Genomic DNA, 15,771 nt, shown 5'->3' with positions numbered 1-15,771 from the left:
GTTAAAGTCCGTTTTCGGTACTGGTTAAAGTCCGTTTTCGGTACCAGTGGCATGAAAAATTGGGCTAGGCCCGTTTTCGGTACTGGTCCCATTATTTTTTGTCGAAGGTTGGTGCGAATGCTGGTTCACCAGAGCACGAAGTTCGGCACCTATCGCCTCGTAATCAGGGGGGACTGATGATTGTGACGCAAGAGGGGGTAGGCCTACTGCTTGTTTAGGCTCCAGTTCTCTCAGCACCCAGCGGCGCCAAGCTGCATACCAATCCTGACTCTCGGCTTTTTGGCCAGGCTCCGATGTCCAGTGGGCATGGAAAATTGCAGCCACAGAATCAATCTTTGCATCAGACCACTTCGGCCTTTGTTTTTTCGCCCAGACTCGCCAACTAGGCGGCAAGCTCCACACTCCGGGCAACGGCGTGCCGGGTGCGCCGGCATTGATGAAGGTACTGGACTGACACACGCTCAGCGGCGCCGGCTGCAGATCGTTGCTTGAGGGACTTTCGGGCTCTGTTGGCTCTTTGGCTTCTTCGGGGATCAACTCGCCCTGGTGAGGCGCCTGCTGGTCGGGGGTTTGCTTCTGCGACGCTGGACAGCCGGCCAGTCGATAAATAGGGATGCACAGGTTGCCACCGGCTGTACGTCCCGTATCCACGATTAAACCTGCTTCACGCAGTCGCTGCATGGCATCGAGCACTGTTTTGCGGTTTAACCCTGTTGCCTTGGATAGATAGTCAGTTGAACCAAACATCAACCAGGCTGGGGCATCGTGGCGTACAAGGTTGGCCAGTGTCACAAGTATGAATTTTGAGGATGATCGGGTAATGGGTTGTTGAAATGCCCAGTTGACGGCCGCGACGCTCATGGGGATAACTCCTATTCTTTATTTGACAAATATCGTGTACGAAAATCGATAAGGGGTGGGACAAGCGAGGGAAATTGGGGTTACGTGGAAGATGAGATGTGCTTTATGCCACCTTCCGGGGAATCGGTGCGCCAGGATCAGGCCGCCCAGCGACCACCTCTGCATACAGTTTTTGATTCCTGTTGCGCAGGCGCTCTACCTCGGCCAGCAAGCGGGCATTCCGATTGCTTGCGTCGCGCAGCACGTCCAGAACCTTCTGTGGGTCGCCTGCATTGGCGATGGTGCGCACCAGTAAAAACTGCTCGCGCAAGAGATCCACATCCCGAAAGCGCCACAGCGCAGCCTGCCGGATATATTCATCGTGACGGCCCTTGAAATGCACGGCGTGTCCGGCGCGGATTTTGATATGCCCACGGCCATTGACCTCCAGCAGGCCCCAGCCATCCGGCAGATCGGATAGCTGAAGCACGCCTTCAGGGGCCATGTAGTAGCGCCAGGAGCCGACGCCACCACTGATCCGATGAGGCTTCTTCGCATCAGCCAGGAAATCAGATCGGGATACCTTGACCTCTACCAGCACGCTACCGTCTCTGGGGGCATGGCCGGTGTAGCGAAAACCGATTGCATCCGGCACCTCACCAGCCCAGCCTGTACGGCACTCGCTGACCGCGACGGCGCAGCCTGGGCCGCCCGCACTGTTCGGGCGCTTGAGCCACTTCAGGGCCAGAGTGCACAAGTCTTTATGAGTCATGCTGCCTCCAATTAAGTGGTGAATCGACAAGCGCTAAGACAGGAGATTGCGCTCTTGGGCAACGGCTCGAATCGTGCGCGAGGCCCGGATGCCTGGCAGTTGGTTGCGAGTGAAAAACTCACGACGGGCGGCTAGCCAACATTTGTATTTCCAACCTCGACGTTTTTGCCACGGGTAGGCCTGGTCAATTTGCTGGGCCAGCTGCTTGGGAGATAACCCCAGGCCTATGTAGTTGTCATGAATTTTTTGCATGATGGCGTATGCCTGGGCTGCGTAGCCCACGCCTTCAAAGGGAGCGTTCATATGGGGTCCTATAGTCCAATACGTGATCTTGCATACGCAGGGTCGAAATAAAGCTCCTTCAGCGCAAAATTCTCGAAGCCCAGCACGATATGGATTGTGGATAGCAAGTAGGCCTGAATGGCCGGGAGGTCGAGTCCGCGACCTGATTCTGAGGACTTGATCAGCAGCGCCAGGCGCATGAATGCATCCCACGGGCTATTGGCGTGAGTGGTGGAGATCGAGCCTGGATGGCCAGTGTTCAAGGCCTGTAGGTATTCCCAGGTTTCGTCCCCGCGCAGTTCGGCCAGGAAAATCCGGTCTGGCGTCATGCGCATGGCCGACTCGACGCACATGGCTGCTGAAATTTGGCCAGGCCCAGGGTTTTTGGCGTACAGCAGGTGCACCCGGTTTGGGTGATTAGGCAAAAACAGTTCGTGCGTGTCCTCGATTGTGAGAACGCGCGTGGCCGTCGGTACGCGCTCGATCAGCGAGCGCGCAAAAGTGGTTTTGCCTGCATTGGCCGCGCCCGATACCAGGATGTTTCGTCGATGATGGATGGCCGCTTCAAGAAAGCCAGGAATATCGCCAGAATTTTTCAGCGATAGCAGCTCCTGGTCTTCAGCCGGTAGATCAGGCTGGGCGCTCTGGACGCCAGATGCATGGCTTACGTCCTTCCAAGAGGCAAAGGCACCCTCTGTGGTCAGGTCCTCTAGGGTTTTGACCACCATCGAGTGCTTGCGGATATTGACAGAGAACGTGCCATCAATGCAGGCAGGCGGGCGCACGATTTGGCCGCGTTCGCCATCTGGAAATTGCACCGATAGTATCGGTGTTGCCGGGTCGTACCCATTGAACACCGCCAAGACCTTGGCCAGATTGCCCAGGTGCTCTTCTGTCAGCTCCGGCATGTCGTGACGCTCCCAAGAACGGCGAACCCGGACAAAAACTTCACTTGGACGAACGATCGCGAGTTCTGTCACTGCAGCATCAGCGAGCAAGGACAGAAGCGGTGCCATGAAGTGGCGCACCGCTATCGGGTTGCGCGAAGAACTAGCGAGTGAGGGAGCTGAGTTTGTAGACACTGCTGAAGTCCAGATCGCGGGCGACGGTGACACCAATGCGTTCGCCCTGGTTTTTGAAAAGAGTTGGGGGGATAGTCATGGAATTTTCCAAGACCTTGCTGATGACCTCGGTGGTGCCTTCGCGAGTATTGTTTAGCTGGATGGAAGTACCGTCTCCGCGGCTGCGACTGCCTTGCTCTGCTGCCCACGCACCAAAGTCGCCCACCAGGCTAAACAAGATGGCATTGCCAAATCGTTCCCCAAAATGAGTGTCCACGTGGCCACTGATCCCCGCCTCACCCAGCGGACCGGTGCCGGGCGAGTTCAGGGGCACCACTATGCCAGCAGGCGTTCGCAGAGTGGACCAAGTCGCGAAAATCGTGTCTTGGCCCTGTTTAAGGTCTCCCGTCTGATACCCAGTCAGTACAGTCCCAGCATCCACTAAAACGACCCGCCCGCTGGATGACCACACTTCCGTGGGAACCATGCAGGTAATCATGCCGGGCTGAGTGGTGACGACACGCGAGATCAGCGTGCAGTCGATATGGGTTCCTTGACTAAGCAGCATGTCGCGATCTCCCTGCATGCTTGCTGAGGCAGGAGACAGCTCTAGCGGACGAAGCTTGTCAGCCAGAGGCCCAGCATCAGCGGATTGGCCAGCTCCACCGCTGGCAGTACTGCCACCTTCCTGGCCAGACTCAGAATCGAGATTCAAAGGGCTGCTTAGACGCCTGGTTTTAATCGGATCGATGGTGGGCATGTCCACAGTCGGCATCTCAGGCATTTTCCAGGGCTCGATAGGTGGTGCTGGAGGGGCTATCTCGACTGGGGGTGGCGGAAGCGGCTTCCTAAGTGCGGTTGCATCCAATTCCAGTCGATCCGTGGACTTAGCAGATTGGGGCTTATCCAGGCCCGCACGCTGCACCATACGCCACGTAAATAGGCCGGCAACACTTAGGCCGATAAGCAGGATGACTAGCATGAACAAGCGCGTGCCAGGCGGTAAGGCACGCCGTGTGTCCATGAACTGACTTGGTCCCATTTCCCCTTCGATTTTGGCAAGCTCGGAGGCGGCATCAATCGTCTGTGCCTGTTTCTTTCGTTTGAACATTCTCAGGGTTCCTTTTTCACCAGCACAAGCGACGATCCACCGTGGCGCAGATGCCAACGATCAGCCACTGCCTGGACGGCAATCAGATTGCCTGGGCGAAAATCCATACCGACCAGTTGATCAGAGCCGTTTTGATCCAAAATGAAAATGCCAGGCACAAAATCCCCAAACTGCATCAGCGTGACCTCTCCCTCGATTTGAATCTTGGTGGGCATCAGGCGCTGATCGCCACCGGCTTGCCCCACAAATTCTCCGCCCGTTGCAAGCGTTTTGGGGGTAGCGCCAGGATCTGTCTGTTGGGCTGAAAGCGAGGCAGACGGCACCGGCGTGGTGGCTGTGGACGGCATTGCTGCTTGCGAATGGTTGCTTTCGACTGATGCATCGTCCACGGGCACCGGGGACGCGGAGGTGGGCGCAGCTGTTGCTGCAGGCATGTTGGCCAAGACAGGGATTTGCTCCAAAGGACGATCTTCCAGCACTGGCGCAGCCGGCGTGGCACCGACCACCGAGCGTTCAACTTGAGGGGAGATCGTGCCGGTTTGTAGCGCAATAGGTTGCGTGCCAAACCCTTCGTTATGGATCGCGAGCACCATGGACCCGGCCCGCAAATGCCAGTGGGCAGCCGTGTGATGCAGCACCATTGTGCGGGCACCCGCCATGTGAAAATTCGCGACCGTTTCCTGGCCGTCCCCCGTCACCCGGTAAACCACTGGCAACTCTGCGCTCGCAGGGAATTGCAGCCACGTCTGGCGGCCATCATCCCAAGCATGGATCGGTGCCAGGCCTAAATCACCACCCATGGTGTATGTTTGCCAATTCACGGAGGCCTGTGTCTGGGCCAACCGGCTGTCGATTTGTTGGGCACGCTCGTACTCTTGCGCCGCTGCAGCTTCGCTGTCTGGATAGCGCAGCGTCAGTTTGTACAAAGCCTTGCTGCTTTCTTCGTGGTAGTTCACCTTGAATTGGTAACTACGACGATTTGTCAAAACCAGCAGGTTGCTGTCGGCCTGTTCCGCAATGGGTTTAAAAAACAAGTAGTTATTGCGCGTGGTAAATGCATACGCCTTGCTATCGCCATAAACGTGATAGACATATTCTTCGCCAGGCTCAAGCTCAATCATGGTCGCCACGCCCAGCACCGCGTCCAGTTGGATGACGTTCTCCGGGTTGTAGCTGGCGTGACGAACCCGCGAGTCAGCCTTGAAAGACTTAGGCACATCCAAAGCCCACGTCACCGTGGTGGGTGTAAAGACGCCTGCTAAAGCAATCGCCAATGCAAATGTGTGCAATTTATTCATTCTGTAGGTTCCTGCAGCGCCCGCACGGGCGCTGCTGCGGTGGATGTGATGCGAACACTGCCAGGCTTACCGAGATAGCTCAGGCGTGGACTTGGCTTCGTGGCTGATGCCGATGTCCTTTTGATGCGCCGACTTGGCCAACTGGCTCAGTGCCTGGTGGTCCGTCAGGTTGCGTTCGCGAACCAGGCCCATGGCCGTTGGCCCAGTGAAGGGGTAGCGGATGCTGACGTTATCTTTCAGAATCGAAGGATCTAGCGTCAGATTTGCGTGGCGATGCAGCACATAATCGTCATCCACTTTTTGGACAATGAAGTCGGGGGTGCGTCCAACCACCTCGCCCTCATAAGCTCGCCCAGATTTCGGTTGCGTGATTTCGGCATCACGCTCGCTATATATCTGGACGGGAGGTCGGGCTTCACGCGCACGACCCTCATAGTGACGCTCGATCAAGGTTGCAACCTTCAGCGTGATGGGCTTCACGCCGGGCTGCTCGCGCAAGGACGCTTGCACGTGGGTGTCAAATAGCCGGTTGGCCATGTAGAGATCCTCTCGGGCCAGGCGGGCCAGGTCGCGGCGCAAGGCTTCCCCTTGGGGGCCGTGCATGTCACCAATGCTGCGCATCGCCTGCAGCTGCGCGGCCAGGCGATCAATTTCTGCTTTTGTCATTTTCGCGTCTCCAAAACATGGGGCTTTCAGGATCAAGACCGCGTCAGGTCATCGTCGACCTGGTAGCGCAGCACCTGAAACCCCAATGGATTGATTCGTGCTGCCTCTTCATTCATGGCAGCGTCGGTGTAGTAGTACCCAATCGTGGCTACCAGGCTCTCGGGCAGCTTGTTGTTGCCGATCCCATTGGTGGATTTCTCTGCCCTTGAAAACCGGATGGTGGCAACCGTGGATGATTTGTTGTCGCCGAAGCCTTCCTGAGAAAAGGTGATCGAATGCACCTTGACCTCGATGTAGCTGCCTTGCCCAAGACGATTGATGATGCTATTGCGATCATTGACGTCATACAGTTTTTTATGGACTTCCTTTGGGCCTGGCGCCGATAAGAGCAGGCAGGTGTCATATTTGGATTGCACCGTGTACCAGTCGTAGCTTTCGCAGTTCTGGATATATCGGTTCAGGTCGTAGCGGGCCATGCGCTCGCCATAATCCTGGGCAGCAACGCCCAGGCGACTGACATGCTCGACCCTGCCGGTAGCATCATCGACGCGCACAACGTACATTTCCGGAGGGGCTTTGAGCGGAGTCAGCATGGCGACCGCGCCCACGGCAACCGCAGCCACGAACAGGGCCACGATGGCAATGGTCCAGGCAGTTTTGCGCGATTTTGTGATTTCGGATATGAGATCGCGCTCAAGCCCCCGATCGCGTTCAGCCATTTCAACAGCTTCCAACATATTCATAGTGAGTCTCCTGCCTGGATGGCGGGTGCCGGCGGTGTGGCGTTGACCGGAATACGGGTGCTATCGGCTGGCACAGGAGCCTTGGGAGGAATAAACGAGCAGGCAGACAAAGACCCGGCCAGGGTCAAGGCCGTGGCCAGAAAAAAGGTTTTCATGGGAAAGACTCCGCAGAGTTATTTTTTGCTTTTGAAAGCGTTTTTGATCATGCTGGTCGGGCTTGCAAATTGCAGCCCAAAGCCACCAGAAAGGGCGGATGCAATTGTGGGCAATTGCAGGAAAATATAAATACTTGCGCCAAAGACAAAAATATAGGCAAAGATAATGGCGGTGACTTGCACATTGCCGCCGTCTATCCAACCAACTGATGCTCTGACTAATGTCAGATTTAATTTCATGACCACTTGAAACAGCAACGTAAAAAGAAGTCCGAGCATTGTGTAGTTGATGCATTGGCTTACCCATTTATCAAACAATCCTTTGGAGTAATCAAATACAGCACAAGCGATAAAGATTGGGCCGACACATGCCAGCAGCGCCATGCTGACTTTCACCACAATCAATACCAGGCTACTGACGACAGCTAGAAAGGAGGCGCAAAGGGTCATGATGACGACGGATGCAACTAATAAGAGGCTTAGAGGAATATCACTCCAAAAATCAATTTTCTCAAAACTTGATTTAGAAACCTTTGTTATCTCATTCAACATGTCCGAAATTATGTTGTTTAGTCCTTGTTGACCCAACACGGCAGCTGAAAGGTCGTTAGGAAGTGATATCAAAATCTCTACTATGTCCTTTGCATAAACTCCACCAGTAAAGACTATGCTGGACACAATGGAGATTTTGGTGGCGCGCCAAAAAAAATCACTGATCGGCTCTTGAATCAGGCCGCGCATTACTGCATAAGCGTAGAGCATGAGTGAAATGGTCACAAACAGCGTCAATGGCTCGTAAATGACTTCAGTTAGATTGCTGACTGATTGAGCGACCACATCGATCAGAATGTCATCCACTGTTGAAAACAGCCACTCATCGATCCGTTCAATTTGCGGCGCTGGGATATCCATAGGTATTCCTTGTTAATTCCCGGTCTGATCACCGGGGCGCAAAGGGGCCGTAAACCAGCCGCTGTAGACACGCCTGGTACGGTGAGCCAGTAGTTCCTTTTCGGATTCCAATTGCTTGCGTCCAGCATCGAGGCGTTGCTGTTCAATCGCAATGTTGGATTGTTCGATTTGGATGCGGGCCTGCAGCTCGGCAATTGCTTTTGGGTCCTGGGTCTGGTCGATTTGTTGTTGCAAGCCATCGATTTGAGCAGAGCGTTTGTTCAACGCCTCATAGCCCGCCTGGTTCAGGGCCTGCATGCGGGCAGAGAGTTCTTCGCTGCGTTCGTAGAGCTGGGCGCGTTCAGATTTAAAGTCGGTCACTGGCTCACGCACCTGAGAAAGAATCGATTCTGTGGATGCCCCCAACCCGGACATGGCCCCATCAAGCTGGCCAAGCAGGTCACGCACATCTTGGGGCAAGGTTGCGCGGATGCTGGGATCATTCATGATCATCCCCAGGCCGCGGCCCCCCGTCAGCGCTTGAATCTGACGGGTCGCAATATCCAGTTGGTTTTTTGCCAATGCGATCTGCTCGATGAATTTGAGGATTGAGGCAGCATCGATCACCGGAATGCCTTGAGCGCCGGCAGGAACGGAAAAGCTAAATGACAGGCACAGCAATGCAGCCGATACCAGACGGGTAAAGGTGGTTTTCATAAAAACTCCTGTAGGGTGTGGATACGAACCGGCAGCCGGTCCGTCAAGCGGGAACAGCGAAAGGATTAGTGGCTTTTCAAGGCAATGCGGGCACGCTCTAAGTAAACCGGTAGCCAGACCTCGGGGTCAGGTCCCACTTCAGCGACGGCGGCTTCAGCGATGATGGCCAGGTCTTCGCTGCCACTGAAGACCAGCAGTTCGTCTTCGCAGCCCGGCAGACCAATATCGACCACGGTGATGCTGGAGCCTTGCTGGACCACCATTTGCCGAGAATGTTCGCCGAGCGACTTGATCAGATCGAAGACAGAGCGTGTGACACCCAAGCGAGAAAACTCTTCCCATTTGGCCGTGGGGTTGGGCAAGAAGCATTTGGTGGCTGCTTGGTCGATCAGGCTTTGACCTTCAGGCACTTCAAGTAGTGCAGCTACTTCCTGCGTGCAAAAGCACAGCACCCCATTTTTCTTTCGGATGGTGCGACTGTCGTCTCGCATACTTTTTGCAAAATGCTTATCACCGAGAGGGTGCTGACACTCATCCACCAGTTTGATCAGCCGGCGCCCATTGGTGATGACTGCGATTCGTTGATCCAGAAAGAGGGTTGCCGCACTGCGGGCGATCGGATCATCAAAAAGCTCCGTCAGGTCAAAACCAACGGTGATTTGATCGTGACTGGACTCGTCGCCCAGATCCAGTGTGTCGGTATGTCCATCGAACATCCAACCATAGTCACCGCCTTCGCACCAAGGCAATAAGCGGTCATGCACGCTCGTTCGCCCCTCTGAAGAAACTGACGGCAAAAATGTCAGGAGCGTTGAGATGCGACGCGCAGAACGATCCATCTTCATGAGCCCATTGAGTGCTTCGGTAATGAGCCGCATGTCAGCCGTGGTCACCAGTTCGCCGCGTGACGCTGCCAAATGAGCAATCAATCGACGCATGAATGCCAAGTTTCTTTGGGTTTGCGGTAGCTGCAATGGAGCCCAGCCTGTTGCCTCCCCCAAGCGCATGACGAAGTAACGCCCGCCCAGGGCCATGATCGTCACTTGCAGCCCTCGGTCTTTATCCAAAGCCACTAAGGAGGTGCCGAATTTTTGAGCCATGGTGACCAGCATCCCCAGCAGCACAGTTTTCCCGGTGCCGGTTTTACCGATTATTGCCGTGTTGCCTGGGCGGCGCTTGCCCGTTTCGTCCACCTCATCCAATGATGTATGGAAATTAAAGAAGTAAGGCGCACCCGATGTGGTCTTGAACATCGCCACGGCCGGACCCCACGGGTTGCCCGTGGGTTTCCCAGACAACTGGTTATGAAAGCTGTTCAGATCCAGGAAGTTTTCACTGGACAAGCCGTCGGGACGGTGGCGCCAGTCCCAATTGCCAGGCATTTGGGACCAAAAACCGGCTTCTAGAGCAGTCCCAAGCGGGAGGGCCTTGATCCCCATATCCGAGAATATGGCTGCCGCTTTGCCTAATGCACTGTTGACCTGTTGAGAGTCACCACCAAAGATCTGCAGCGTAGCCTGGTGATCACCCAGACCCATGCGGCCTGCGGTAATGTGATCCAGTGCCGTGTTCAGCTGCAAGATTTGCGACTTCGAGAAGTCCTTTGAGTCACGCAGCAGTCGCTGCTGGCGTTCGGCCAATTTCAACGCCTGCGCTTTAGAAAAAGTCCCAAAGGACTGTGAAAGCACAAACTCAAAGGGGGCAGACAGCAATGCATCCAGGTGGCCTGGGCGCAGTTTTTCAGGCAAGTCTCGAACTTCCAGCATTCCGAATGTACGCACCGAGCCCAAATGACGCAATTCCGCCAGGCTGCCCCACTGAGAGAAAATCGGGCGAGCAACCGGGAGATTCTCCGCAATTTTTCCGCGTGTCACAGGCATGGCCACGGGATGGCCATTCAGAATCAATGCCAGGTATTCCTGGATTTGGCAGTACGCCATACCGTCGCGTTCAACAACCCCTAGTACCTCAGGATCGTATCGGCTGAAAGCCGACTCAAACGATTTATTGATCCCCTCTAGGCGTTCTACAAGCTCAGCTTGCCAAGCCTCGATCTGCGATGCAGTCGATTTTTCCATCTTGGCCAACTTGCCCAGCACAGGGTCGGCCTCGGGGCGTACCAGAATCGCGAAATAGATTTCATTGATCATCAGCGCACGTTCGTCAAATTGCGCCGCATAGCGACTGGCAAACCGCCGAGCAAAGGGCTGCTTGTACTCGCTGTGGGGATAATCATTAATTTGTCTACGCACAATATGCGTATGAAATCCCGTGGCACCGAAGCGCTGACCCAAAAGAGAAGTGTGCAAGGCATTATTCCATTCGCGTTGCTCCTCAATGGGGGCTGCGTCCCAGGACCGACCGGAGAGGCGAAATACACTCATGTATTCCAGATTTCCGCAAGAGATGATGCTAGGAGTGACGTGGTGCGAATAGCGCAGGTATTGAGCCAAGCTGCGTTCGCGTAATTGCAATGCCAAAGACATCGGTTTAGCTCCCTTGGTTAGCGTCGGCGCCAGGGCCGATTACGCGAATAGGTTTGTGGCGTATAGGAAGATCCCTTCCAGAACGGTTTATTGGCGTTGCTCCAGCGCGTCTTCAGGCCTAGCCACAAAATGCCAAAGGCCTTGTCGTCGTACTTGGTGATCATCCACATGGTCGGAAAAATTGCGGGCAGCAGTAGCCACCAAACCAGGCCACCAAACATCTGAATGATCCAGACCGTGCAAAACGCAATGGCTGCTGGCCATAGGGGGATGCCCAGGATGGTGGCTGATCGGCGTATCCCCTTGAAAACGTAGCTGTGGGTGGTGTCAAGCTGGACCGCGACGGGGTCAGATGAAGTGGGTAGGTCCATGGCTGTTCTTAGAATACAAATGCAACAACTTCAACGATCATCGTCGCGATAACCAGTCCGATAAACCACTGGATCAGGGTGTCTTTTCGGATCATGTCGTTCATATAGAGCGCGACGAGCACCAGCCCGCCAATGATTGCGATGATCGGGACGATGATGTGAATTTCGGACTCGATCATCTGCAAAAAGGTCGTGGTCTTTTGCAATCCGCCGACTTGTGCGTACGCGTTGGTCGTCAGCAAGATGGTGAGCAGCAGGCATTGAATCAGCCTTTGAAGCGCTGAATTGCGCTGCAATCCAGAAGGCTGGTGAGGGTGGGATGCAATCGTGTGTTTGGGCATATATGCTCCAGAAACCGACACGCCTGGCTTGGCCAAGCCAGGTCGAACCGGGTTGGTAGGTTGATAGTGAAAATGAAAAGATGAGGGCAGTTGCCGGTAGCCTGAATTCTTGGCGTTGGCAATGCGCTTATTGAGTCGAATCGCTGGGCGGTGTGCTGGATTCTGTGCGCGGGTCTTTGAATCCGTCAGCCAGGTTGTTGCTGGTAAAGCCATCCTGGATTTCTGCTGCATCAAATCCGTCCGCAATGCCTTCGCTTGTGGTTTCAGGTGCAGGGGCTTGCGGGGAAGTGCCCGGTAATGGCGGAGGAACCGGAGGCAGCCCGGATTGATCAATGGCAGGAATAGGGGCATTTGCCTGGGCATAAACACCCCGCACATAGCCATTGGCCAGGCCGTCTCTGAAGTTTCCTGTGTTGTAGCAAGACAGGCTGGCCATGAGGGCAGGGGGGCCACTTGCGTGCGTTTTTAAAGCCCGCTTGTAGCACTCGGTCAAGACTGCCTGAGCAGCCCGTAGATTCGTGCAGGGATCAAACACGGTGTCTGCCGTCAGGCCCAGCCAATCCCAGTTGGCTGAATTGATTTGAGCCCACCCGGCATCAATATTTTGCCCCTGGGCCAAAGCAGTCTTGGCGGCTGTAACGGCTTGGTGATGGCTTTTAAGGCGCAGAGTTTTGCGAGGCTCACTATTCACCCCGATGGCATAAGGATTGCCCTCTGATTCAGCTTGGACCAGGGCATGCAGGGTGCTGATGTGGACCTGTGGGGCACACGCCATCGCCAATGCAGCAAATTCAGCGATCATGGCCCGACCTTTCTTGATTCGCGAACGACCAGATCCCATCGCTCCTGGTTGATCTGTACAAGCTGATTCGCTTGATCCAAGGCATGAAGCATGTCCGCGCAGGCCAAATCCTCACGGATTCGGTCGCGCAGGTGGTAGGACGTGCTGGGGTCGCGCAAGATACGCTGTACAAATAGGAGAACCTTTTGTAGGGCTTCAGCATCATGCAAGGCGTCTAAAGGGTCTCGGCCCTGGTCTACTTCTTGACGTGCTGCCAGCTTGTTATCAACAGCCGTTGGTTGTACTTGGTTGGCTTGGAAAGTTAGGGAAGGTCTGATCAAGCCGGTTTCAGAATCTGTTTTTCCAGCCCAATCGACCTGAATTTCATAATGCAGAACTTTTGCTCAAAAATAGGCCAGAATCAGGGTGATTTCCGCCCTGACAGGCCCGTTTTGGGCCCTCTACGCCCATTTCGGGCGCACCTATCCCGCCGTAGCCATCAAATGGTGGCGCACCTTCCACAGGTTTGCCAACGTAAACAGCATCTTCAGCTGCGCCGTGTTCTTGGCCAGCCCCCGATAGCGCACCTTGGTAAATCCAAACTGGCATTTGATCACCCGAAACGGATGCTCCACCCGCGAGCGCAGGCTGGCCTTGGCTCGTTCGTAGGACTCCAGCATCCGCCCCATGTTGCTCTTGCCCAGCGCACGGCGTTTGCCCGGACGCATGGCAATGTGCCACTGCACGTTGCGACTCTGGTTTTCCTCTCGATCCTGGACTCCTCGGTAGCCCGCATCGCCCAGCACCAATTCTTCTTCACCGTGCAGCAGCGCATGGGCCTGCGTGACATCGTGAACATTGGCTGCCGTGCCCACCACAGTGTGCACCAGGCCGGTCATGTCCACGCCAATGTGGGCCTTCATGCCAAAGTGCCACTGATTGCCCTTCTTGGTCTGATGCATCTCGGGATCCCGCGCGCCTGCGGCGTTCTTCGTAGAACTGGGCGCTTCGATGATCGTGGCATCGATGATCGTGCCCTTGCGTACCGTGATGCCCTGATCGGCCAACAGCAAGTTCACCGCTTCCAGTGCGTCTGCTGCAATGTCGTGTTTTTCCAGCAGATGACGAAAGTTCAGGATCGTCGTCTCGTCAGGAATGCTGCCACGCGTGAGCGAGAGCTTGGCGAAATTGCGTATCGAGGTGCTGTCGTACAGCGCCTCTTCCATCGCCGGGTCCGACAGGTTGAACCACTGCTGCATGAAGTGGATGCGCAGCATCACTTCCAACGGGTAAGGCCTACGGCCGTTGCCGGCCTTCGGGTAGTGCGGTTCGACCAGGTCGGCGAAGACCTTCCAGGGAACGGCCCGTTCCATCTGGGCCAGGAACTTCTCGCGGCGCGTCACTTTGCGCTTGCCTGCAAATTCGGCGTCGGAAAAACTCAACTGGCTCATCGGGGCTTCCTGATTGGGTCTCGTTCAACAACCTACATTCTGACAGGTCCAGGGGACTTGTTCAGACCTTCCTTAGCATCTATCCCCCTTGTTTAGCGGCCGTCGTTATGGCGAGTAGTGGTGTTTTCCCTTGGGTCAGTCCAGGAAAATGTCCAGCCATCGGTGAAAGTGCTGCCATGGTTTGCCTGCCACTCACCAAGAGCAGCTGAGTAGTTGGCCGCATTCACCCAATAGCCCCCGTGCAGTGCAGTGCCGACATACTTGACCGTCAGGTCGTATGTCCATTCGTGATCGTTATAGGTGACGCAGTACCCCGGCAGTTTTTCAGGGGTCACGGTTTGGATTTCATGCACTTCGTAGATGGGTGCGCGGTCACCTTCACCAGAATTTTGATAGCCAATGATGCGCCAACGGTAGGCAACACTTCGATATGTCGCATTCAAAGATTGCGGATCGCACTTGCCAGCACCTTTGGATATTGCATCCAGACGTTCAGGCATCCCAGGCTCTGAGCCTGCTGGACACAGTCCCAGGAACGCACGACGGGCGTCAACGGTTGCTGGCCAATCAAGACCGTGCTTGTTGAAAATCTGAATGCCAAAATACCGGGTAAGCGATGGTGCGCATTCTGCTGGACGAAGACTGGAAGAGAGGCACAGGATGGCTTCGCAAGCCAAGCGCGTGTCGCCCGTTAGCACCTCACCTAAAGAGTTATCGGCAATGGCAGAAATGGGTAGGGCGCTGGACAGGACCAGTGCGCCGATTTGCATCGCATGGATTGCATAATTCATCTAAAGCTCCTGAGAAAAGAGGGAAGGAATCATCGAGAAGCTATGTACGGATCTGGCAAGCCGCTGGCAACCATCAAGGCATCTCGTAGGGCTATTTGAGGGCTACCGTACTGACGACCTGGGCAACTGCTTGAGCCTTCAGATCCCGTGTCTTGCACTGTCTTGCTTTCGTTGATGATTCGCCACTCGGACCAGCCTTCACCGCAACCTCCGTAAACCTCGATCACCGCGCTGAGGCTGAAGGGCACATCGATTCGATGAAAAATGACAATATTTGTGTTCATAGAAAAATCCTATAGATCTCGGCTTCAGCCTTGCCAAAATCGAACGTTTCCACCATCAACATGTACAAAATTTTTGGCGGTGTATAAGCCAATACCCCCACCTTGCAGGTAGAGGCCAAGCTTTGAGAGATAGGAAGGGGTGACGCCTTCCATGGTGAAGTCACACGCGTTTGCACGCGTGTGTTCGCTGTCTTTGGCTGCGCCTTCTGTCTTGCCGTTAGTTGCTTTGATGCGCAACCCAGAGGTCGCTAGGATCAGACGGTCTTGGCCGTAGGCTTTGAAGTAGCCCTGAGTGCCCGCCAGAATGTCGAGCACCCGAAGGGTCATTTCACCTGTCACGCCAGCCTGCACATCGCGCAATACGTGGCAAATTCGCTCGTAGCCTGGTCTAACGATGCGGCCATTAGCCCAGTAGGTCTCACGCACGGTTTCGCCGGTTTGTGCCCGTTTGATCCACAGTGTGCGAGGCTGCTCCCAAAAGTTATTTGCCAGTAAGGCCTGAGGGAACATGGCCGCAGCAAAACCTAGACCTGCCTTGCCGAGAAAACGGCGGCGCGCCGGGTCCAGAATTTGCGGAATTTCAGCCGCTGCTTTATAGAGCACCATGAAGCTGTCCTTTAAATGCCAGGCGCAGCAAGCTCTAGACGGTACGCCTGAGGATGAAGGGCAAGGGGAAATTCACGCATGCGTGAAAAGCCGTGAGGGAATGAAACAACTCTTACCCGAGAGG

Annotated in this window: 19 protein-coding genes; all 19 read right to left on the bottom strand. The window is 55.1% G+C overall.

The features are described 5' to 3' along the window. Positions 1-24: 24 nt before the first annotated feature. Positions 25-861, bottom strand: coding sequence for a hypothetical protein (locus tag VDP81_RS03065; RefSeq protein WP_323011501.1), 837 nt, complete (start codon positions 859-861; stop codon positions 25-27). A gap of 103 nt (positions 862-964) precedes the next feature. Then, a complete protein-coding gene (locus VDP81_RS03060; protein ID WP_323011500.1) occupies positions 965-1,612 on the bottom strand; it encodes an adenylosuccinate synthase in 648 nt (215 codons plus the stop codon). Between the two features lie 33 nt (positions 1,613-1,645). Next, a complete protein-coding gene (locus VDP81_RS03055) occupies positions 1,646-1,915 on the bottom strand; it encodes a hypothetical protein (RefSeq protein WP_323011499.1) in 270 nt (89 codons plus the stop codon). Between the two features lie 8 nt (positions 1,916-1,923). Then, on the bottom strand, positions 1,924-2,910 hold the full coding sequence (virB11, locus tag VDP81_RS03050; RefSeq protein WP_323011498.1) for a P-type DNA transfer ATPase VirB11: 987 nt from the start codon (positions 2,908-2,910) through the stop codon (positions 1,924-1,926). 34 nt (positions 2,911-2,944) lie between these two features. Continuing rightward, positions 2,945-4,066, bottom strand: a complete 1,122-nt coding sequence (gene virB10 / locus VDP81_RS03045) for a type IV secretion system protein VirB10 (RefSeq protein WP_323011497.1) — start codon at positions 4,064-4,066, stop codon at positions 2,945-2,947. A 2-nt stretch (positions 4,067-4,068) separates the two neighbouring features. Further along, complete coding sequence (locus VDP81_RS03040) at positions 4,069-5,364, bottom strand: TrbG/VirB9 family P-type conjugative transfer protein (RefSeq protein WP_323011496.1); 1,296 nt, start codon at positions 5,362-5,364, stop codon at positions 4,069-4,071. 66 nt (positions 5,365-5,430) lie between these two features. After that, positions 5,431-6,030 carry a hypothetical protein gene (locus VDP81_RS03035; RefSeq protein ID WP_323011495.1) on the bottom strand — a complete coding sequence of 200 codons (600 nt, stop codon included), beginning with the start codon at positions 6,028-6,030 and terminating at the stop codon, positions 5,431-5,433. Between the two features lie 32 nt (positions 6,031-6,062). Beyond that, positions 6,063-6,773 carry a type IV secretion system protein gene (locus VDP81_RS03030; RefSeq protein WP_323011494.1) on the bottom strand — a complete coding sequence of 237 codons (711 nt, stop codon included), beginning with the start codon at positions 6,771-6,773 and terminating at the stop codon, positions 6,063-6,065. Further along, positions 6,770-6,928 carry a conjugal transfer protein gene (locus VDP81_RS03025; protein WP_323011493.1) on the bottom strand — a complete coding sequence of 53 codons (159 nt, stop codon included), beginning with the start codon at positions 6,926-6,928 and terminating at the stop codon, positions 6,770-6,772. The genes VDP81_RS03030 and VDP81_RS03025 overlap by 4 nt, the downstream gene beginning before the upstream one ends. Before the next feature lie 18 nt (positions 6,929-6,946). Continuing rightward, complete coding sequence (locus VDP81_RS03020) at positions 6,947-7,840, bottom strand: type IV secretion system protein (RefSeq protein WP_323011492.1); 894 nt, start codon at positions 7,838-7,840, stop codon at positions 6,947-6,949. A 12-nt stretch (positions 7,841-7,852) separates the two neighbouring features. Continuing rightward, on the bottom strand, positions 7,853-8,536 hold the full coding sequence (locus VDP81_RS03015) for a type IV secretion system protein (RefSeq protein WP_323011491.1): 684 nt from the start codon (positions 8,534-8,536) through the stop codon (positions 7,853-7,855). A 65-nt stretch (positions 8,537-8,601) separates the two neighbouring features. Further along, positions 8,602-11,022, bottom strand: a complete 2,421-nt coding sequence (locus tag VDP81_RS03010; RefSeq protein WP_323011490.1) for a VirB4 family type IV secretion/conjugal transfer ATPase — start codon at positions 11,020-11,022, stop codon at positions 8,602-8,604. 17 nt (positions 11,023-11,039) lie between these two features. Next, a complete protein-coding gene (locus VDP81_RS03005) occupies positions 11,040-11,393 on the bottom strand; it encodes a VirB3 family type IV secretion system protein (RefSeq protein ID WP_323011489.1) in 354 nt (117 codons plus the stop codon). Between the two features lie 8 nt (positions 11,394-11,401). After that, entirely contained in the window at positions 11,402-11,734 is a 333-nt protein-coding gene (locus tag VDP81_RS03000) for a TrbC/VirB2 family protein (RefSeq protein ID WP_323011488.1), read from the bottom strand. Positions 11,735-11,861: 127 nt separating this feature from the next. Next, the gene (locus VDP81_RS02995; RefSeq protein WP_323011487.1) at positions 11,862-12,536 is read right to left on the bottom strand and encodes a lytic transglycosylase domain-containing protein; all 675 of its coding nucleotides are present in this window, start codon (positions 12,534-12,536) and stop codon (positions 11,862-11,864) included. Between the two features lie 461 nt (positions 12,537-12,997). Further along, on the bottom strand, positions 12,998-13,966 hold the full coding sequence (locus VDP81_RS02990; protein WP_323011486.1) for an IS5 family transposase: 969 nt from the start codon (positions 13,964-13,966) through the stop codon (positions 12,998-13,000). A 92-nt stretch (positions 13,967-14,058) separates the two neighbouring features. Continuing rightward, complete coding sequence (locus tag VDP81_RS02985) at positions 14,059-14,757, bottom strand: TrbM/KikA/MpfK family conjugal transfer protein (RefSeq protein ID WP_323011485.1); 699 nt, start codon at positions 14,755-14,757, stop codon at positions 14,059-14,061. A 29-nt stretch (positions 14,758-14,786) separates the two neighbouring features. Next, complete coding sequence (locus VDP81_RS02980; RefSeq protein ID WP_323011484.1) at positions 14,787-15,041, bottom strand: hypothetical protein; 255 nt, start codon at positions 15,039-15,041, stop codon at positions 14,787-14,789. Positions 15,042-15,065: 24 nt separating this feature from the next. Beyond that, positions 15,066-15,647, bottom strand: coding sequence for a YcbK family protein (locus tag VDP81_RS02975; protein ID WP_323011483.1), 582 nt, complete (start codon positions 15,645-15,647; stop codon positions 15,066-15,068). Positions 15,648-15,771 lie beyond the last annotated feature (124 nt).

This window comes from Castellaniella sp., assembly GCF_034675845.1.
Lineage (GTDB): Bacteria > Pseudomonadota > Gammaproteobacteria > Burkholderiales > Burkholderiaceae_B > Castellaniella.
This window is presented reverse-complemented; position numbering and strand designations above follow the sequence as displayed.